This is a genomic window from Enterobacter cloacae complex sp. HYC033_NIDB, from assembly GCF_056673335.1.
In genome coordinates this window covers 3,742,566-3,761,907 of sequence record NZ_CP115123.1, presented here as the reverse complement: position 1 = coordinate 3,761,907, position 19,342 = coordinate 3,742,566, and the positions used below count along the sequence as shown (strand labels likewise).

Annotated in this window: 17 protein-coding genes and 2 pseudogenes; 10 read left to right on the top strand and 9 right to left on the bottom strand. The window is 54.3% G+C overall.

The features are described 5' to 3' along the window. Window positions 1-328: 328 nt before the first annotated feature. Together O1721_RS18155 and O1721_RS18150 are read left to right on the top strand one after the other, a co-directional pair. Window positions 329-3,109: a flavocytochrome c gene (locus O1721_RS18155; protein WP_032648816.1), complete on the top strand. Its 2,781-nt coding sequence runs from the start codon at window positions 329-331 to the stop codon at window positions 3,107-3,109. A 58-nt stretch (window positions 3,110-3,167) separates the two neighbouring features. Beyond that, on the top strand, window positions 3,168-4,130 hold the full coding sequence (locus O1721_RS18150; RefSeq protein WP_032648814.1) for an FAD:protein FMN transferase: 963 nt from the start codon (window positions 3,168-3,170) through the stop codon (window positions 4,128-4,130). On the opposite strand, the gene dcuR is transcribed toward O1721_RS18150, so the two are convergent. Next, the gene (gene dcuR, locus O1721_RS18145) at window positions 4,111-4,830 is read right to left on the bottom strand and encodes a two-component system response regulator DcuR (protein WP_003859556.1); all 720 of its coding nucleotides are present in this window, start codon (window positions 4,828-4,830) and stop codon (window positions 4,111-4,113) included. The two genes, O1721_RS18150 and dcuR, sit on opposite strands and share 20 nt — an antisense overlap. Then, window positions 4,827-6,443, bottom strand: coding sequence for a sensor histidine kinase (locus O1721_RS18140; RefSeq protein WP_032619380.1), 1,617 nt, complete (start codon window positions 6,441-6,443; stop codon window positions 4,827-4,829). Before O1721_RS18140 ends, dcuR begins: the two co-directional genes overlap by 4 nt. A 153-nt stretch (window positions 6,444-6,596) precedes the next feature. On the opposite strand from O1721_RS18140, the gene O1721_RS18135 reads away from it, so the two are divergent. Next, a complete protein-coding gene (locus tag O1721_RS18135) occupies window positions 6,597-7,460 on the top strand; it encodes an N-acetylmuramic acid 6-phosphate etherase (protein WP_032648811.1) in 864 nt (287 codons plus the stop codon). A gap of 55 nt (window positions 7,461-7,515) precedes the next feature. Here O1721_RS18135 and ompC read toward each other — a convergent pair whose 3' ends face one another. After that, on the bottom strand, window positions 7,516-8,679 hold the full coding sequence (gene ompC, locus O1721_RS18130; protein WP_023294961.1) for a porin OmpC: 1,164 nt from the start codon (window positions 8,677-8,679) through the stop codon (window positions 7,516-7,518). A 284-nt stretch (window positions 8,680-8,963) separates the two neighbouring features. Here ompC and O1721_RS18125 point away from each other — a divergent pair, with 284 nt between their 5' ends. Genes O1721_RS18125 through O1721_RS18115 form a run of 3 tightly spaced genes read left to right on the top strand, consistent with a single transcriptional unit; the run spans window position 8,964 to window position 11,614 of the window. Then, window positions 8,964-9,665 carry a phosphohydrolase gene (locus tag O1721_RS18125; protein ID WP_032648809.1) on the top strand — a complete coding sequence of 234 codons (702 nt, stop codon included), beginning with the start codon at window positions 8,964-8,966 and terminating at the stop codon, window positions 9,663-9,665. Window positions 9,666-9,708: 43 nt separating this feature from the next. Next, window positions 9,709-11,157 carry a DNA cytosine methyltransferase gene (locus tag O1721_RS18120; RefSeq protein ID WP_087654027.1) on the top strand — a complete coding sequence of 483 codons (1,449 nt, stop codon included), beginning with the start codon at window positions 9,709-9,711 and terminating at the stop codon, window positions 11,155-11,157. Further along, window positions 11,123-11,614: a very short patch repair endonuclease gene (locus O1721_RS18115; RefSeq protein ID WP_023303928.1), complete on the top strand. Its 492-nt coding sequence runs from the start codon at window positions 11,123-11,125 to the stop codon at window positions 11,612-11,614. Before O1721_RS18120 ends, O1721_RS18115 begins: the two co-directional genes overlap by 35 nt. Here O1721_RS18115 and yedA read toward each other — a convergent pair. Continuing rightward, window positions 11,586-12,500 carry a drug/metabolite exporter YedA gene (gene yedA, locus O1721_RS18110; RefSeq protein WP_015572432.1) on the bottom strand — a complete coding sequence of 305 codons (915 nt, stop codon included), beginning with the start codon at window positions 12,498-12,500 and terminating at the stop codon, window positions 11,586-11,588. The two genes, O1721_RS18115 and yedA, sit on opposite strands and share 29 nt — an antisense overlap. 178 nt (window positions 12,501-12,678) lie before the next feature. On the opposite strand from yedA, the gene O1721_RS18105 reads away from it, so the two are divergent. The 3 genes and pseudogenes from O1721_RS18105 (at window position 12,679) to dgcQ (ending at window position 15,636) form a co-directional block, all read left to right on the top strand. Further along, entirely contained in the window at window positions 12,679-13,590 is a 912-nt protein-coding gene (locus tag O1721_RS18105) for a DUF808 domain-containing protein (RefSeq protein ID WP_017383336.1), read from the top strand. A gap of 77 nt (window positions 13,591-13,667) precedes the next feature. Further along, complete coding sequence (locus O1721_RS18100) at window positions 13,668-13,850, top strand: YodC family protein (RefSeq protein WP_003859574.1); 183 nt, start codon at window positions 13,668-13,670, stop codon at window positions 13,848-13,850. A gap of 84 nt (window positions 13,851-13,934) precedes the next feature. Continuing rightward, window positions 13,935-15,636, top strand: a pseudogene (gene dgcQ, locus O1721_RS18095) (cellulose biosynthesis regulator diguanylate cyclase DgcQ). Here dgcQ and O1721_RS18090 read toward each other — a convergent pair. Next, window positions 15,621-16,421, bottom strand: a complete 801-nt coding sequence (locus O1721_RS18090) for a mannosyl-3-phosphoglycerate phosphatase-related protein (protein WP_032648804.1) — start codon at window positions 16,419-16,421, stop codon at window positions 15,621-15,623. The pseudogene dgcQ and the gene O1721_RS18090 sit on opposite strands and share 16 nt — an antisense overlap. Window positions 16,422-16,715: 294 nt before the next feature. After that, window positions 16,716-16,943: a YodD family peroxide/acid resistance protein gene (gene yodD / locus O1721_RS18085; protein WP_017383339.1), complete on the bottom strand. Its 228-nt coding sequence runs from the start codon at window positions 16,941-16,943 to the stop codon at window positions 16,716-16,718. Window positions 16,944-17,071: 128 nt separating this feature from the next. On the opposite strand from yodD, the gene dsrB reads away from it, so the two are divergent. After that, on the top strand, window positions 17,072-17,260 hold the full coding sequence (gene dsrB, locus O1721_RS18080; RefSeq protein ID WP_003859583.1) for a protein DsrB: 189 nt from the start codon (window positions 17,072-17,074) through the stop codon (window positions 17,258-17,260). A 99-nt stretch (window positions 17,261-17,359) separates the two neighbouring features. Here the strand turns inward: dsrB and rcsA are convergent, their stop codons facing one another. The 3 genes and pseudogenes from rcsA to fliQ form a co-directional block, all read right to left on the bottom strand. Next, a complete protein-coding gene (rcsA, locus tag O1721_RS18075) occupies window positions 17,360-17,983 on the bottom strand; it encodes a transcriptional regulator RcsA (protein ID WP_017383340.1) in 624 nt (207 codons plus the stop codon). 290 nt (window positions 17,984-18,273) lie between these two features. Next, window positions 18,274-19,066 (bottom strand): annotated as a pseudogene (fliR, locus tag O1721_RS18070) (flagellar biosynthetic protein FliR); the annotation flags it as partial. Window positions 19,067-19,072: 6 nt separating this feature from the next. Further along, window positions 19,073-19,342, bottom strand: coding sequence for a flagellar biosynthesis protein FliQ (gene fliQ, locus O1721_RS18065; protein ID WP_003859587.1), 270 nt, complete (start codon window positions 19,340-19,342; stop codon window positions 19,073-19,075).

Genomic DNA, 19,342 nt, shown 5'->3' with positions numbered 1-19,342 from the left:
TTACGTATGTTATGTATCAAAACTATAACATTTAAATTCTGGTGCTTTTGTTTATCGTTGTTTTATAAGGTTTTTTGATAGATTTGGTGTATTGGTTTGACCTTTTATAATTTAACTTTTTTTAAATTCTTGTGAACGAGTGAAACATTCCCGCTAACACCAATGTGTTATTAATGTTATCGAAGGGATTAAATAGTTTATTAACTAACGTAATGACTTTAGAAACTAAAAAAAGCTTTATATTACTATCATGACATCGGCAAAAAACACGAAATAAAAAATCATCCCGATAACGAATTATTAATTTTTAAAGTTTGGAGTTTCTATTATGAGCACTAACGAACGTATTTTAAGCCCCTTCACATTACCGAATGGTACTGAACTGAAAAACCGTTTGTTAATGGCCCCGATGACAACCTGTACCGGTTATTACGATGGCACCGTGACCAGCGAGCTGGTGGAGTACTACCGCGCCCGCGCGGGCAGCATCGGCACCATCATCGTTGAGTGCTGTTTTGTTGACGATCTCGGCCTGGCGTTCCCGGGCGCAATTGGTATTGATAACGACGAGAAAATCGCCGGGCTGGCAAAAATCGCTGACGCCATCAAGTCCAAAGGCTCTAAAGCCCTGCTGCAAATCTACCACGGCGGCCGTATGGTCGACCCAAAACTGATTGGGGGCCGCACGCCGGTTGGCCCAAGCGCCGTTGCCGCGCCGCGTGACGGTGCCGCCACGCCGGTTGCCCTGACCGCGGAAGAGGTGGAAGGCATGATCGGCAAGTTCGGCGAAGCCGTGCGCCGCGCAATTCAGGCCGGGTTCGACGGCGTCGAAATCCACGGGGCGAATACCTATCTGATCCAGCAGTTCTTCTCCCCGAACTCTAACCAGCGCGACGACGAGTGGGGCGGCAGCCGCGAAAACCGCGCGAAATTCCCGCTGGCGGTGCTGGACATTACCCACAAGATGGTGCGCCAGTACGCGGACGACGCGTTTATCATTGGCTACCGTTTCTCTCCGGAAGAGCTTGAAGTCCCGGGCATTCGCTTCGAAGACACCCTGTATCTGCTGGAAAAACTGGCCGCGCGCGGGGTAGATTATCTCCACTTCTCCCTTGGCGCCGCCCTGCGTCCTTCTATCGTCGATACTCAGGACCCGACGCCACTTATCGAAAAATACTGCGCCATGCGCTCTGACACGCTGGCGCAGGTACCGGTAATGGGCGTTGGCGGCGTGGTGAATGCCACGGATGTGAATGAAGCGCTGGATCACGGTTACGACCTGATTGCCGTTGGCCGCGCCACCATCGCCTATCCGGACTGGACCGATCGCATCGCGGCGGGCGAAAGCCTGGAGCTGTTTATGGACAGCTCCCGACGCGAAGAACTGAGCATCCCGGAACCGCTGTGGCGCTTCTCGCTGGTGGAAGCGATGATCCGCGACATGAGCATGGGCGAATCTAAATTCAAACCGGGCACCTTTATTGAAAAAGTGCAGGACGATGCTAACGAGCTTGTGATTAACGTCAGCCTCGAAACCGACCGCATCGCCGATATCGAACTGGCCTCCGGCCCGAGTGAAGACGTCGAGTTTGTCACCAGCTTCGAAGAGATCCGTACCCGTATTCTGGATGCCAACACCCCGCACGTGGACGCGATTACGGGCGCGACCAGCCAGAGCGAGGCGGTGAAAAAAGCGGTCTCGAAGGCGATGCTGAAATCCAGCAAAGCGCTGGCGGCGGAAGAGGGCGCTGACCCGAATGAGACTAAAAGCGTGGATGTGGTGGTGGTCGGCAGCGGCGGCGCCGGTCTGGCGGCGGCGATTCAGGCGCATGACGAAGGCGCGAGCGTGCTGATCGTCGAGAAAATGCCCACCATCGGCGGGAACACCATTAAAGCCTCGGCCGGGATGAACGCGGCGGAGACCCGCTTCCAGCGCGTGAAAGGTATTCAGGACAGCAAAGAGCTGTTCTACCAGGAAAGTCTGAAAGGCGGTGGCAACAAGAACGACCCTGAACTGCTGCGTCGCTTTGTCGAGAACGCGCCGCAGGCTATCGAATGGCTGGCCACGCGCGGCATTATGCTGAACGACATTACCACCACCGGCGGGATGAGCATCGACCGTACGCACCGTCCGAAAGACGGTTCCGCAGTGGGCGGGTATCTGATCAGCGGCCTGGTGCGTAACGTCAACAAGCGCAACATCGAGGTGATGCTGGATACCTCCGTGAGCGACATCATTTTCGAAAATGGCGAAGTGACCGGCGTGCGTCTGACCACCGAAGAGAACGAAACCCTCACCGTGGCAACCAAAAGCGTGATTGTGGCAACGGGCGGCTTCAGCGCCAACAGCCAGATGGTGGTGAAATACCGTCCGGATCTGGCAGGGTTCGTTACCACCAACCACAAAGGGGCGACCGGAGGCGGTATCGCGCTGCTGGAGCGTATCGGTGCGGGCACCGTGGATATGGGCGAAATTCAGATCCACCCAACCGTTGAGCAGAAAACGTCGTATCTGATTTCCGAATCCATCCGCGGCGGCGGGGCGATTCTGGTAAACCAGCAGGGCAACCGCTTCTATAACGAAATGTCGACCCGCGACAAAGTCTCGGCGCAGATCATCGCGCTGCCGGAGAAATACGCTTACATCGTCTTTGACGAGCATGTTCGCGCCAAAAACAAAGCCGCGGATGAGTACATCGCAAAAGGGTTTGTTACCAGCGCCAGCTCGCCAAAAGCCCTGGCGGAAGCGCTGGGGATGGATCACCACCAGTTCCTGGCAACGCTGGAACGCTACAACGGCTTTGTGGAGAAACAGCACGACGATGATTTCGGCCGCACCACCGCGCTGCGTGCGCCAATCAACGAAGGGCCGTTCTACGCCATTCAGATTGCACCGGGCGTTCACCACACCATGGGCGGCGTGACCATTAACACAGAAACCTGCGTGCTGGACAGCAACCACAACGTATTGCCGGGAGCGTTTGCTGCGGGTGAGGTTGTCGGGGGCATCCATGGCGGTAACCGCATCGGCGGTAACGCGGTGGCAGATATCATTATTTTTGGTACGCTTGCAGGACATCAGGCGGCTATGCGTTCGAAAACACGGTAAGGCTCCTGTTTCCCCGGCGGCGCGGTGCCTGCCGGGGCTACATCTGAGGACTCATGAAATGCCTGATAGCCATCGCGTTTACAGCTACTCCGCCGTTCTGATGGGATCGCCCATCCTCCTGAAACTCTTTTCCCATGACGAAGCGCTTGCCTCTCGCGTGTTTCGCCTGATCAAACAGTACGAAGATCTGCTCACCGTTAACCGAGCGCACTCTCAGGTAATGGACATCAACCATGCGGCCGGTCAGCATCCGGTTGCCGTCAGTCGCCCGGTGTTCGAGCTGATCCGCTGCGCGAAAGCGGCCAGCCTGCTTAAAGACAGCGCCTTTAACCTGGCGATCGGCCCGCTGGTGAAGCGCTGGAAAATTGGCTTTAAGGGGGACGCTGTACCGCCCGCGGACGAGATCGCCGCCTTGCTGGGCATCACGCATCCTGCGGACGTGGTGCTGGATGAAGCCAACAGCAGCGTGTTCCTTACTCGCCAGGGAATGGAGATCGATCTGGGGGCCATTGCTAAAGGCTATATCGCCGACAGGGTGCGGGATTACCTGCATAAAGAGGGCGTTGAACTTGGGCTGATCAACCTTGGCGGCAACGTCCAGACGTTAGGCTCGCCGGAGGGCGGCTGGCGCGTCGGCCTGAAAAAACCGTTCGCCGTTGACGCGCTGATTGGTGCCATGACGGTCGAAAACCGGTCGGTGGTGACGTCAGGCACCTATGAGCGCTACTTCGAGCTGAACGGCAAACGTTATCACCACATACTTGACCCACGCACCGGCTACCCGCTGGATAACGAACTGGACAGCGTGACGATTATTTCGCCAGACTCCCTCGACGGCGATATCTGGACCACGCTGATCTACGGCATGGGCGTGGAAAAGGGCTGCGCCGCGCTGCGTTCGCGCCCCGATATTGAAGCCATCTTTGTCACCAAAACAAAAGAAGTGGTGATCTCCTCGATGCACCACTTCCGTTTTACCCTTCTGGACGACAGCTACCGAATTACTGGCAGTACTGTTTGAGTAGGCCGACCTGTTCCGGCTGCAAACGGTAGCGATATACCGGCCGGCCGGTAGCGCCGTAGTGAATGCTGGTGAACAGGATATTAATTTGCGCCAGCCAGATCAGGTATTTGCGGCAGGAGACGCGGGAAATGTTGACCGCATTCGCCAGATCGTCGGTGGAAAATTCTATCTCCGGATGGCTGTCGATCCACTGGCAAATGGTGCGCAGCGTCTGCGGCGTTAGGCCTTTCGGTAATTTTTTGCTGTCGGCCAGCTCCGGCGCGCCGCCGTGGATCAGCCTGTCGACGTCGGCCTGTTCATAATACTGATGCGATCCCATCAGGCTGCGCTTTGCCTTCCAGCCGTTCAGCGCCTCTTCAAAACGCGGGAACTGGAACGGTTTAATCAGGTAATCCACCACGCCATAGTGCATTGAGGTCTGGATCGTTGCGGCGTCGGAGGCCGACGAGATCATGATGACATCAATCGGGCGGCCCGACGCGCGGATGATGGGCAGCAGATCCAGCCCGTTATCCTGCTGCATATAGACATCCAGCAGCACCAGATCGATCGGCTGGCCTGGGTTGGCGATCAACGCCTCGGCCTGGTTGAGCGTGGAAGCGACGCCGCAGCAGCTAAAACCCTCAACGCGGTTAACATACAGACGGTTGAGGTCGGCTACCATGGCGTCATCATCGACAATTAACACATTTATCACGCGATATTCCTCTCGCTATCCCAGGGGATCTGAACAAAAAATTGGGTAAATACGCCAGGCTCCGACTCGACGGTAATATCTCCGCCCAGATTCTGGATCTGCTGACGCGCAAGGAACAGCCCAACGCCGCGGTTTTCACCTTTTGTTGAGTAGCCCTTTGTAAAAATAGCCTCCAGCCGCTCGGGATCAATGCCGGGACCGTCATCGCTGACCTCACCGCTTAGCCAGCCGTTCTGATAATGCAGCAGCAGGCCGATCTCGCCTTCCGGCTGGCCTTCCATCGCATCCAGGGCATTTTCGATTAAATTGCCCAGCACGGTGATCAGCACCGCAACCTGCTCTTCATTGGCGGTGTCAGGAAGCTGACTTTCCTCCGCCAGCGTCAGGGTCACTCCGGCCTCTTTAGCGCGGTTAATTTTACCCAGCAGGAAGCCCGCAATGACCGGCGATTTAACTTTGCGCTGTATCGCGCCGATATCCGTCTGATAATTCTGCGCGGTCTGGATGATGTACTCCTCCAGCTTATCGTAGCGCTTCATGTGCAGCAGGCCGAGGATCACGTGCAGCTTGTTCATAAACTCATGCGTATGGGAGCGCAGGGCATCAACGTAGCTGACCATGCCATCAATACGCTGCATTAACTGGCTGATTTCAGTTTTGTCGCGGAACGTGCTGATCGCCCCGATCACCTGATTCTGGCTTTTCACGGGGACCATGTTGCACAGCAGCAGCCGCCCGTTACAGCCGATCTCCTGATCCTGGCGGGCAATGCCCGTCCTGGATACTTCGCGCAGGCTGGCCAGCAGCGGTTCACTGCTGCTTTCGGAGTGCTGGCCCGAGGTCAGGAGTAATATTTCTCTGGCGGTGTGGTTAATCATCGTCACGCGCCCGTGCATATCCACGGCCATCACGCCTTCGCGCAGGGACTGCAACATGGCCTGGCGCTGCTCAAAGAGGGCTGAGATTTCGTAAGGCTCCAGCCCAAAGAGGATACGTTTCAGAACCCGGACCAGACCCCATATCGCCACTGAGCTCATCAGAACGCTGAATAAGATGGTCCACACGGCGTTGAGCCGCCCGCGGGCAATCTGATCTTCAACTTTATTCAGCGAAATACCCACCACCACCACGCCGATCTGGTCGTGCTGGTCGTCATACACGGGCGTAAAGACGCGCAACGCTTCTGCGAGCGCGCCGCGGTTAACGGAGACATTCTCTTTCCCTTCCAGGGCGGGCGTCAGATCGTCGCCAATAAAATGCAAACCTAACAGCGCTTCGTTTGGATGGGAATAGCGGATCCCACGCAGGTCGGTGACCACGGTAAACAGCAGGTCGTTGCGCTTCGTCACCGCCTCGGCAATCGGCTGGATGATGCCAGCCTGCGGCGATTCCATCAGGCCACGCTTGATCTCCGGGCTGTCGGCCAGCGTCCTGGCGATACCCAGCGCGGTATCTTTCACGTCATCGCGCGTGGCGCGGGTGATCTGCACAGAGTACAGCGCGAAGACCACCAGCAGCACCGAGCCGATAATCGCGCACACCATCAGCGTAACCAGCGTATTCAGCTTCATAGGGCGCTTGCGCGTCGGGGGGAAGGGCTGCAAATCGCTCATTAACACTCCGCGATGAATAAGAAAGGGCTAATTATCGCTGATGACGGGCGTTTCATAAAGCCATGTAAAGAGAGGCGTTTCGTGAGCCTCCTCTCAGGTGACCTATATAAAACACTTTATAGTGTGAGGGTACTCATAATAAGGAGGCAGTTTATGAGCATTATGCTTACCGGTACGGCCAGGGAAAGACGGCACGCCAGCACCACGAACATCGACAGATTATCGACGCTGGATATGCTTAACGTCATACACCAGCATGACGCGCAAATCTCTTCTGCACTTACCCCTCACTTAAGTATGCTGGCCCGCGTGGTGGATAACGCGGCGGCGACGCTTAGCCACGGCGGACGTCTGGTACTGACCGGCGCGGGCGCGTCCGGACGCGTGGCTGAACAGGCGGCAGAAGCGTTTGCGCCGGGAAAACATCCCGTCATTGCGATGACAGCAGGCGATCACGCCGGTAGCTACGCGCGCGGCGTTGCCGACCTTCAGACGATAGAATTTGGCGAGCATGACATGATGCTGGCGCTGTCCGTCAGCGGCAAAACCCCATGGGTATGGGGCGCGATGCGTCATGCGTGGTCTCTGGGCTCAACGGTTGCGATCATTACGGAGGATGCGCAAAGTGAAGCGGCGCAGCTGGCGAGCATGGTCATTGCCCCCGAACTGGGCGCGGACGTGGTGGCCGGGTATACCAACGCTAAAGCAGGCATTGCGCAAAGCATGATCCTGCATATGATCACCACCGGTCTGGCGGTACGTTCCGGACGGGTGTACAGCAACCTGCGCGTTGATCTGGAGGCAAGCAACACCAGATGGGCCGAACGACAAATTGCCATTGTGATGGAAGCGGGGGGATGTAGCCGTGCTCAGGCGAAGGCCGCGCTGGAAAGCTGCAACCACCAGTGCAAAACGGCGGTACTGATGGTGCTGACGGGGCTGGATGCCTGGAAAGCGCACGAATTGCTGGCGCAGAATAACGGGTTTGTTCGCCTGGCCTTGCAGGAAGCGCCGTAATATTTCAGCGTCAAATAAAAAAAGCCCGCATCGCGGGCTTTAATATTGATGGGGATTAGAACTGGTAGGTCATGCCTACGCCAACGATGTCATCGGTAGAAATACCGTTTGCTTCGTAGAAGCGTTCATCGTTGTCCAGCATGTTGATTTTGTAGTCAACATAGGTAGAGAAGTTCTTGTTGAAGCTGTACGTCATGCCCACGTCGATGTAGTTAACCAGATCCATATCGCCTTTCTGACCCTGCGGGTTGCCGGCGTAGCCTGGATAAGTCATGTCCTTACCTTTAGAGTAAACCCATGCCAGGGATGGACGCAGACCGAAGTCGAACTGATATTGTGCCACTGCTTCGAAGTTCTGAGTCTTATCCGCAATACCATCATCGCCGTATGGGGTCATGTTGCGGGTTTCAGCGTACATCATTGCCAGATAGACGTTATTGGCATCGTATTTCGCGCCAATGGTCCATGCTTCGGCTGTTTCACCGCCAGCAAAGTGGGCGTTATTTCTACCCGCACCGACTTGTTCGTTAGTACGGTCAGAAGAAGAGTATGCAGCACCCAGGCTCAGACCAGACAGATCGCCAGAGAAGTCATAAGAGGTGGACATACCGAAGCCGTCGCCGTTCTGGAAACGAACATCATCATGGCCGTTTTTGGTGCCTTCCTGATTTTCGTTTGCGTTGCCACCTTCATTATTACCCTGGTATTGCAGCGCAAAGTTCAGGCCGTCGACCAGACCGAAGAAATCGTTATTACGATAGGTCGCCAGACCGTTAGCACGACCGTTCATGAAGTTATCGGTCCAGGTGTAAGAATCTCCACCAAATACCGGCAGCATATCGGTCCAGGCTTCAACGTCATACACGACGCCGTAATTACGGCCGTAATCAAATGAGCCGTAGTCGCCATATTTCAGACCAGCGAATGCCAGACGGTTGAAAGATTTATCCCCTGCGCCTTCGGTGTCGTTAGCGTAGGTTTTATATTCCCACTGGCCATAGCCTGTCAGGTCGTTCGTGATCTGCGTTTCGCCTTTGAAACCCACCTGTACATAGGTTTCATCGCCGTCGTCGCCTGGGTTGTCGGAGAAGGTATGACGCGCATCAACCTTACCGTACAGGTCAACTTTGTTGCCATTCTTGTTATACATTTCCGCCGCATTTACTGCGCCAGCCATTAATAACGCGGGTACGAGAATTGCCAGAACTTTTCTTTTCATTATATATTCCCTTTAAATATAAATTGTCTGAATATATGTAATTACCCTCCGTAACTACATGGCTGATACTATTCTATGGATTATTATTTAGGTTCAAAAATAAATGTAATTAAAGTGGTAAAAATATTACAAAATATTTCTTTTTATCTCTTTATTTTTCATATGAATTAATTCATTGAAAATATAGCGGGTAATTATTATTAAGTATTTCGTAATTCTATTTATAAAGGATTTTAATTCGGGTGTATTATAATTCACTCACTTTTGAGCAACAGGACAGGATGATGGAACTTGCGCAGTGGCAACACCGTTTTGAGCGCTGGCTCGACGAAAATCATTTTACTGATGATGCGGCGCACGATATCGCCCATTTTCACCGCGTCTGGATGACGGCGCAGGGTATTATGGCTGACGAGGATAGCGATCCGCTGGTTGTGCTGACCGCATGCTACTTCCATGACATTGTCAGCCTGCCGAAAAATCACCCGGAACGTAGCCACTCCTCGCGGCTGGCAGCGGGAAAAACGCGCGAGATCCTGAGTCGCGATTTTCCTGATTTTCCGCCGGATCGTTATGCAGCCGTTGAGCATGCTATTGAAGCGCACAGCTTCAGTGCCGGTATCGCGCCGCAAAGCCTGGAGGCCAAAATTGTGCAGGATGCCGACCGGCTGGAGGCGTTAGGCGCTATCGGCCTGGCGCGCGTCTTTGCCGTCTCCGGTGCGCTGGGCGCCGCGCTGTTTGATGCCGACGACCCGTTCGCCGGAACACGAGCGCTGGATGATAAAGCCTTCGCGCTCGACCACTTTCAGACCAAACTCCTGCGCCTGCCTGACACCATGCAAACCGCGCGGGGGCGCGAACTTGCGCGTCACAATGCCGATTTTCTGATCCAGTTTATGGCGAAGCTGAGTGCCGAATTACAGGGCGATTACCTCGGAACCGACAGCCAGATATTGACCCATTTCCGTCGCAGTGTGCGATCCTGAACTGTGGTACTCTGTTTTCTGTCTTTATTGTCCGGTTAAGAGAATGCAGGAAAATCGATCAGTGACTGTGCCCGCGCCTGAGCGGGTTGAGAAATCAACGGCAGCCGTGCAGGCACTCCTGCGTCAGCTGCTGGAAATGTATGATGCTAAAACGCTGGCAAACCAGCTGGTGGCCCATGGCGAGAGCCACTGGAGCCCGGCGATACTCAAGCGGCTGCTGATAAGCGACAGGGCAGGTCACCGCCTGAGCGATGGTGAGTTCCGCTATCTGCAAAATTTGCTGCCGCGTCCGCCTGCTGCGCATCCAAATTATGCCTTTCGCTTTATCGATCTCTTTGCCGGTATCGGCGGCATTCGCCATGGCTTTGAAGCTATTGGCGGGCAGTGTGTATTCACCAGTGAATGGAACAAACATGCCGTCCGTACCTATAAAGCCAACTGGTATTGCGATCCCGACGCGCACCAGTTCAACGCGGATATTCGGGATGTCACGCTGAGCCACAAAACCGGCGTCAGCGATGAAGAGGCCGCCGAACACATTCGCAATACCATTCCGGCGCACGATGTGCTGCTGGCGGGCTTTCCGTGTCAGCCGTTCTCGCTGGCTGGCGTGTCGAAGAAGAACGCGCTGGGACGCGCACACGGCTTTGCCTGCGATACGCAGGGCACACTGTTCTTTGATGTTGCCCGGATCATTGATGCCCGCCGCCCGGCAATTTTTGTGCTGGAGAACGTCAAGAATTTAAAGAGTCATGACGGCGGCAAAACCTTCCGCATTATCATGCAAACGCTGGATGAACTGGATTATGACGTGGCGGATGCAGAGGACATGGGGCCGGACGATCCGAAAATTATCGACGGCAAACACTTCCTGCCGCAGCACCGCGAACGCATCGTGCTGGTGGGCTTCCGCCGCGATCTCAATCTGAAAGGCGATTTTACGCTGCGTGATTTGCCCTCGCTGTATCCGGCGCGCCGCCCGACGGTGGCCGATCTGCTGGAGCCCGCCGTCGATGCGAAATTCATTCTGACCCCGGTGCTGTGGAAATACCTCTATCGCTATGCCAAAAAGCATCAGGCCAAAGGCAATGGCTTTGGGTTTGGCATGGTCAATCCGCTTAATCCTGACAGCGTGACGCGTACGCTGTCGGCGCGCTATTACAAAGATGGTGCGGAAATTCTTATCGATCGCGGCTGGGATAAGGCGCTGGGCGAAAAAGATTTTGACGATCCCCAGAACCAACAGCACCGACCGCGGCGCTTAACGCCGCGCGAGTGCGCCCGCTTAATGGGCTTTGAGACGCCGCAGGGCTACAGTTTTCGCATCCCGGTATCAGATACCCAGGCCTATCGTCAGTTTGGCAACTCGGTGGTGGTGCCAGCCTTTGCCGCGGTAGCTAAACTGCTGGCCTCACGCATCAGCAAGGCCGTTCAGCTTCGTCAGAGCGAGGCCGTCGATGGCGGACGTTCACAACAAGGCCACGCGCAGTAAAAACATGCGTGCCATCGGCACGCGTGATACCGCGATTGAAAAACGGATCGCGGGCCTTCTGACCGCCGCCGGGTTTGAATTCAGGGTTCAGGATGCCACGCTTGCCGGGCGTCCTGATTTCGTCATCGACGCGTACCAGTGCATCATCTTTACCCACGGCTGTTTCTGGCATCATCACGACTGCTATCTGTTTAAAGTCCCGGCGACACGCACCGACTTCTGGCTGGAGAAGATTGGCAGAAACGTCGAGCGTGATAAACGCGATGTTTCTCAGCTTTACGCTCAGGGCTGGCGGGTGCTGATTGTCTGGGAGTGCGCGCTGCGTGGAAGAATGAAGCTGAATGACTTGGAACTGACGGAGCGGCTGGAAGAGTGGATCTGCGGCGGCGGTCAGGCCGCGCAGATCGATACCCAGGGCATTCACCCGATCACGGTTTCTCCACCTCACACCTCGTGACAATCGGTTTCGCGGGCAGCAAATATTTACCCAGCGTGACCAGTACCACGGCAAAGACAATCACACCCAGCGCCAGCCATTCAATCGTCGACAGCACTTCGCCCGCAAAACCGGTACCCAGCAGCACGGCAACCACCGGGTTAACGTAGGCGTAGCTGGTGGCAACCGCCGGTGAGACGTTGCGAATCAGGTACATATAGGCGTTGATGGCGATAATCGAGCCAAACAGCGCCAGATACCCGACGGCCAGGAAACCTGAAAGGTCTGGCATCGCCGTCAGTTTTTCACCCGTCAACGCGGAGGCCATCAGCAGCACAATGCCCGCCGCGAGCATCTCAATCGCACCTGCCATCATCCCGGAGGGCAGCTCGATGCGTGAACCGTAGACCGAGCCGAAGGCCCAGCTCATGGAGCCGATCATGATCAGAACGGCAGCCCAGGGGTTCCCGCTCAGGTTACCGCCGCTGTTCAGCAGGATGATACCCACAAGCCCAATCGCGATGCCCAGCCATTCGAGCTTACGGGTGCGGATCCCGAAGAGGCGACTAAAGCAGAGCGTAAACAGCGGCACGGTTGCGACGACCACTGCGGCGATGCCCGACGGCACGTTCTGGTGTTCGGCGACGGTTACCGCGCCATTGCCCACCGCCAGCAGCAGCAGGCCAATCAGGGCGGCGTTAAGCAGGGGACGCCGCGGCGGTAGTCTGTGGCCGCGCAGCAATAAAAACGCCATCAGCAGCACGCCGGCCGTAAGGAAACGAATACCGGCCATCATCAGCGGGGGCCAGCTTTCCACGCCTATACGAATGACAAAATAGGTGGACCCCCAGATGATATACAGGGAAAAGAGTGCTCCAATGAGCGGTAATAAATGCCGGAAACGCATAGTCCCTCACGACGAAATAAAAAGTTCGCTCATAGTTAACGCCAAAACTATCAGCCTGGCGAGTGCTTTAATTGTGTTGTTGATGTGAAATTTTTGTTGACGCGAGGTGCCAGTTTCCGGGCGGTGAGTTTTGTTCCATACTATTCACTTAATTAGCAAAAAAAGAAGGAAAGAGATTTTGGCAGGAAGTAGCTTATTAACATTACTGGACGACATCGCCACCTTGCTGGATGACATTTCGGTTATGGGAAAACTGGCGGCGAAAAAGACCGCCGGGGTACTGGGAGATGATTTGTCGCTTAACGCGCAGCAGGTCAGCGGCGTGCGGGCGAACCGTGAGTTGCCGGTGGTGTGGGGCGTTGCGAAAGGGTCCTTTATTAACAAGGTGATCCTCGTTCCGCTGGCGCTACTGATTAGCGCCTTTATACCCTGGGCCATTACGCCCCTGCTGATGATTGGCGGGGCGTTCCTGTGCTTCGAGGGTGCCGAAAAAGTGTTGCATATGTTCGCTGCACGCAAAGAGAAAGACACCCCGGAAATGCGCCAGCAGCGTCTGGAAGCGCTGGCCGCGCAGGATCCAAAAACGTTTGAACGCGATAAGGTCAAAGGCGCGATCCGCACGGACTTTATCCTCTCGGCCGAGATAGTGGCGATTACGCTGGGTATCGTCTCAGATGCCCCTCTGATGAACCAGGTGCTGATCCTGTCCGGCATTGCGATCCTCGTGACGATAGGGGTTTATGGCCTGGTCGGGCTGATCGTCAAGCTGGACGATATCGGCTTCTGGCTGGAAAAAAAATCCAGCGCAATTGCGCGCGGCATTGGGAAAAGCCTGCTGGTGCTGGCGCCGTGGCTGATGAAAACCTTGTCGGTGGTGGGAACCCTGGCGATGTTCCTGGTCGGTGGCGGAATTATCGTGCACGGTGTTGCTTCGCTGCATCACATGATTGAACATTTTGCGTCAGGCCAGGGAGCGGTAGTTGCTGCAATTCTGCCCACACTGCTTAACCTCGTACTGGGCTTTATCGTCGGTCTGATTGTGGTAGCCGTTGTTAAGCTGGTTGAAAAAGTACGCGGGAAATCGCATTAATTATTGCTGACCCCGGATGCAAAAAGACCATTCCTCGTCTAAATTGAAAACGTTTCACCCTGATACAGGAGGCAGGTATGGTCTTTTTGATCAGTGATGAAGTTAAGCCCAAAAATGGTGGTCCAGGTATGATCGTCACCGGGTATTCCAGCGGAATGGTGGAGTGTCGGTGGCATGATGGATACGGCATTAAGCGGGAGGCTTTTCGCGAAGACGAGCTTCAGCCTGCTAATAAAAGGCAAAAACGCGACAAGGCTTAATCACACAACGCCCGGCCTTGCCGGGCGTTTTTACTGGCAGAAGACTTATCATATCAGATGGTGAGCGACAATCAGGGAGTGTGTGTGCAGCACGATACCTTTGTTGTAAAACAATCTTTTTTGCAGTGGCTGCATAAGCGTAGCAATCCCCGTTTGATTGTTAACTTCTGTTTTATCGTTGTCCTGATCTTTTCCACCCTCCTGACCTGGCGCGAAGTTGTGGTACTGGAAGATGCTTATATCTCCAGCCAGCGTAACCATCTGGAAACGGTTGCCAGTGCGCTGGACAGACAGCTTCAGTTCAGCGTCGATAAGTTATTGTTTTTTTCGCCACAGCATGCGTGATGCGCTGGAAACGCCGCTGGCGTTTGGCGTGCTGCATGATGCGGTAAAGCGTTTTGCGCATTTGCGCACGTCCCCCAGCTGGCAAATTGCGGTTGATAAACAGCGCACGTTACCGATCAACGGTGTTTCGGATGCCTTCGTTGAAAAGACGACCCTTCTGAACCGTGATGATGAGTACCTTGATAATGAACTGTCCGCCGCGCTTGAAGTGGGGTATTTGCTGCGTCTGGCATCCAGCCCTTCCCGCAACGAAGAGCGCGTGATTTATGTCTCTCGCGCCGGATTCTTTCTGGAAACGGATACGCCGGGAAATTCCAGCGATATCGTGCAGCGCTATTACCATCTGGTCACTCAGCCCTGGTTTACCCAACAGTCCGAGCGTGAAAACCGTGCGCGTGCCGTGCGCTGGTTTATCTCGCCGCCTTCCACCTTTGTCGGCAAAAAGCCGCTGATCACCGCCAGCGTGCCGGTTTATTACAATCACGTCTGGTATGGCGTGGTGGCGATGGATTTCACCTTTGCCACCCTGCGTCGCCTGCTGGTGGAAGCCGTGGGCGATAACCCGGAAGGGGAATACCAACTGTATGACAGTCGGCTTACTCAGCTTGCAACGTCTGAATCACCTGCTGCGGACGTTAATCATTTTGACGCGCGCGAATTAGCGCAGATAGCGCACGCGATAGAATCGGATTCCGAAGGTGGCATTCGCCTGGGGAGTCGTTTTGTGAGCTGGGAGCGTCTCGACCATTTTGATGGCATCGTCCTGCGCGTGCACACCCTGGATGAAGGGGTGCGCGGTGATTTCGGCAGCATCAGCATTGTGCTGGCATTGCTTTGGGCGCTGTTCACCGCGATGCTGCTCATCTCATGGCTGGTGATCCGGCGCATGGTCAGTAATATGTATTCGATGCAGAACTCGCTGCAATGGCAGGCCTGGCACGACCCTCTGACCCGGCTGAATAATCGTGGGTCGCTGTTCGAGCAGGCGAAAATGCTGGCGAAGCAGTGTGAACAGCAGTCGCTGCCTTTCTCGGTCATTCAGATCGATCTTGATTGCTTCAAGAGCATCAATGATCGGTTCGGGCATCAGGCGGGTGATAAGGTGTTGTCCCATGCCGCGGGTCTGATTGCCAGCACCCTCCGGACTAAAGATATTGCCGGACGCGTCGGGGGCGAAGAGTTCTGTGTGGTGCTGCCGGGCATGACGCTTGAAGAGGCGGCGGAAGTCGCAGAGCAGATCCGCGAGCGTATCGACAGCAAAGAGATCCTGATTAAGAAAAGTACCACCCTGCGCGTAAGTGCGTCGTTTGGCGTCTCTGGCGCGCAGGAGAAGGGCAATTATCACTTCGAAAATCTGCAATCCATCGCCGATGCGCGTCTGTATGAGGCGAAACAGCGCGGGCGTAACCGGGTCATCTGGCAGGATCACGTCAAAAAGTAATCAAGCCCCTCGCACCAGCCAGTCGGCCCGGTGTGCTGAGTGTGATAAACCCGGGCGGGATCGTTGTTCTTAAGGCTGACGCCCTCCCGGTTGAAGCCTTTCACCACGACGGCAAAGCCTACGCTGTCCAGCAGCGGGGCATCATTCGGGCCGTCGCCCAGGCCCAGCGTCATCGGTTCGGAACCCTCGTGCAGGCGATACTGGTCCACAAGCCAGTGAACCGCCGCGTCTTTGCCGCAGCAGGTGTCCAGGATATGCCAGAAGCGTGCTCCCTGGACGATCTTCAGCCCCTGCCGGGCGAGTTCGGCGGCAAAGCGTTCCATTTGTTCATCACTGTCACGCCAGATCAGCGTCACGGAAGCCTCGTGTTTACGCGCAAGCACTGAGCGGGGACGACTCAGCCCAGTCCATCCGGCGACCACGCGCTCATCCACGTCATCGAAGGTGGTGAATTTAAGATGCATTTCCTGACGTACCCGGGCAATACACTGCCGGATATCGTCATGCTTCTTTTCTGAGATGAACCGTGCGGCGTTTTCCCACCGTACGTCAGGCTGGATCACCGCGCCGTTTTCCGCAATATAGGGCAACCCGCCAAGCCCCAGCTCCTGCTGGATGTCATCCATCTCGGACGCGGTTTTGCTGCTGCACAGAATGACCGGTACCTGTTCATCCATTAACTTTTCCAGCCAGGGGGCCGCAGGCTGCCAGTCGAGTGTGTGAAAATCCAACAGCGTGCCGTCGAGGTCGGTAAAAACAAGCAGAGTCTCCTCAAACGAAGGCATAACGTCTCCCGGGTGATGATTTCACCTAAGATAAATCTTAAAAAAACAGGCATTGACGCGCCGTTGAAGTGGAAACGATCCCGACAAACCCACACGCGGCGCATGTTTATACTCATAACCAAAATTCACATGTATAAAATATAATATTCGCTAAGAGAATATATGCTTGTAAGACTATTCCGTTGGGGATAATGTCTTACCTGCATCAGATTTCCTGGTGTAACGAATTTACAAGTGCTTCTTGCATAAGCAAGTTTGATCCCGGTCATCCCCATGACCGGGATTTTTTTCGCCTTAGCGGTTCGTCTCCGAGACGCTAAAGTCATGGATATCCAGCTCGAATGCTTCAGCCAGTTCACGGTAGGTATGGTAATCCCTACCATTGACCACGACACGGTCGGAATTATCCTCCGCGCGATGAACTTCGGACTCACTGATTTCATTGATGGCGGCAAGCAGGGCATCGACATCCACTTCAACCTCACGCTTAATGGTGTCGCTGTACTCTTTGTCGGTCTTCATGGCGGGTTCCTCATTTAATCGTCTCAACAGTTAAGTATAGACCGCACACAAAAACGCCATTCGCGCCAGGTGGCGATGCCAGGCAATGCAATTTGTTCTACACTGGCTCAAAACCACAGGAGGAATGTATGAAGGTCAACGATCGGGTAACCGTCAAAACGGACGGTGGGCCGCGCCGCCCGGGCGTGGTGCTGGCTATAGAAGAGTTTAATGAAGGCACAATGTATCTGGTGTCGCTGGAAGATTACCCGCTCGGCATCTGGTTCTTCAACGAACTGGGGCACCCGGATGGGATCTTTGTGGAAACGGCGGAATAGGGCGGCGTCGGGGGCATCTTCTCCCCGGCTCCGGCTACTGAAAAGCAAAATCTCTGGCCAGGCCAGAGATCAAGGTAGGGTACAACATGGCCGTGCAAATTAGCGCATATTAACGAAAATCCCATTCGTCACATTATCTGTCAGGCGTACGACATGGTATATGACTTGCTTATTATGCGTTTTAATTTTCCTTTTAATATTTCCTTTGTGTGACGATACTGTTTTTGCCTTGATATTCATCTGGTCTGAGATCTGAATTGTCCCTTGTCCAGCCATCCACATTCTTAGCATACTTGATTCAGTTCTGCTTAATGATAGGGTGGGTAAGTTAACCGCCCCTACATTCTTAACTTCTTTATTCAAATAATCGCCCAGGATATCATCAAGCGACTCTGGTTTAATCGATTTCGAACTGATTAATAAGTTTTTACGCACCAACAAATACTCATCGAAATGAATATTGGCGATCGCCATAAAAACAATAAACAGGGTCTTAGGATGCTGATTAATGATCTGCTTAATGTGCTGACTGTTAGCGGGGTCGTGAATGAAACAGTCCTCATTAATAAACACCACGCCGGGCTTGTGGGCGTCACAAGCGGCTGCGAGTTCTTCAACGGTGTGTGCATCGTTGATGTCTCTCTTTCTTACCCCTCTGCTTGCTAAGTACCCGGTTAACCCTAGCCGGGTGTAGCTGCATAAATCCATAATGATCGTTGACATGGCATACCCTCACTCAATGCGTAACGATAATTCACCACCTGCCTGAGAGCTCATAAACAGCCATACGGGATGGAAAAAATCTAATAAAACCTGTGAGCATGACAAAGACTTTCAGGCGAACTCACTATCCCGTAAAGTTACGTATAATTTGCCAGGAATCATCTTAAAGTAAAGTAAATATTAAGTATTGTGAGGTGGTTAGAAACATTTAAACCGCGTCAGATATATCCTGGTAGATGTTTTTCGAGATTATTTTTAGGAATATCCTCAGAAAGACATTGCAAACACTGCGGGTTATTATTTGCGTGGAAGTTCGCTGACAATATCCGCTAACAGATTGAATATCTCACTGAATAAATGCTCGCAGAAGGGGGCGATAAGTGGCATCAATAATGACATTAATAAAAGGCCAACCGTCAAAGTCACCGGAAAGCCGATGACGAATACCGACAGCTGCGGAGCCATTCGGTTGAGTAAACCTAATGCGAAGTTAACGGTGAGCAGCAGGGTAATGATCGGCAGCGCCAGCATCAGCCCGTTGAGGAAGATCAGCCCGGCAGCCCGCACCAGCGCCAGAAACGCGTTGCTGTTTACCGGGTTGTCGCCAATCGGCAGCGTGTGGAAGGTGTCCACCAGCATCGAGATGAGCCACAGGTGGCCGTTGAACGAGAGAAACAACAGCATCGCCAGCAGGTCGATAATACGCGCCAGCACGGGCATATTCAGATGGCTGCCCGGGTCAACGAACGTCGCGAAAGACAGACCCATCTGCAAACCGATAAGTTCACCCGCCGTTCGTACCGCGGCGAAGGCGAGCTGCATCGTAAACCCGACCGCCACGCCAATCATCACCTGTTGCAGGGCAATCCAGATCGCATTCGGGGAAAAGATCGGGATATCCACCGCTGGCAGGGTAGGGGCAACGATAATCGTGATAACGATGCCCAGCCCAATTTTGACGCGTTTAGGCACCGACTTTTCACTGAGTATGGGGGCGGTGGAGATCAGCGCCATGATGCGCAGCATCGGCCAGAAATAGATCCCGAGCCACTGAACAAACTGATCGCTGGTGAAATGCAGCATCGTCCGTCAGCCGATGATGTAAGGCAGATTGGTGAACAGGTTGCGCATATAGTCCAGCAGCAAATTGAGCATCCATGGCCCGGCAACGATAATCGCCACGAAGACGGCAATGATCTTCGGGATGAACGACAGGGTCATTTCGTTAATCTGCGTGGCGGCCTGGAGAATACTGATAATCAGACCGGTGACCAGCGCAACCAGCAGCAGGGGCGCGGCGACAGCAATCGCGACTTTCATCGCCTCCGTGCCCATCATCATGACCGACTCAGGCGTCAT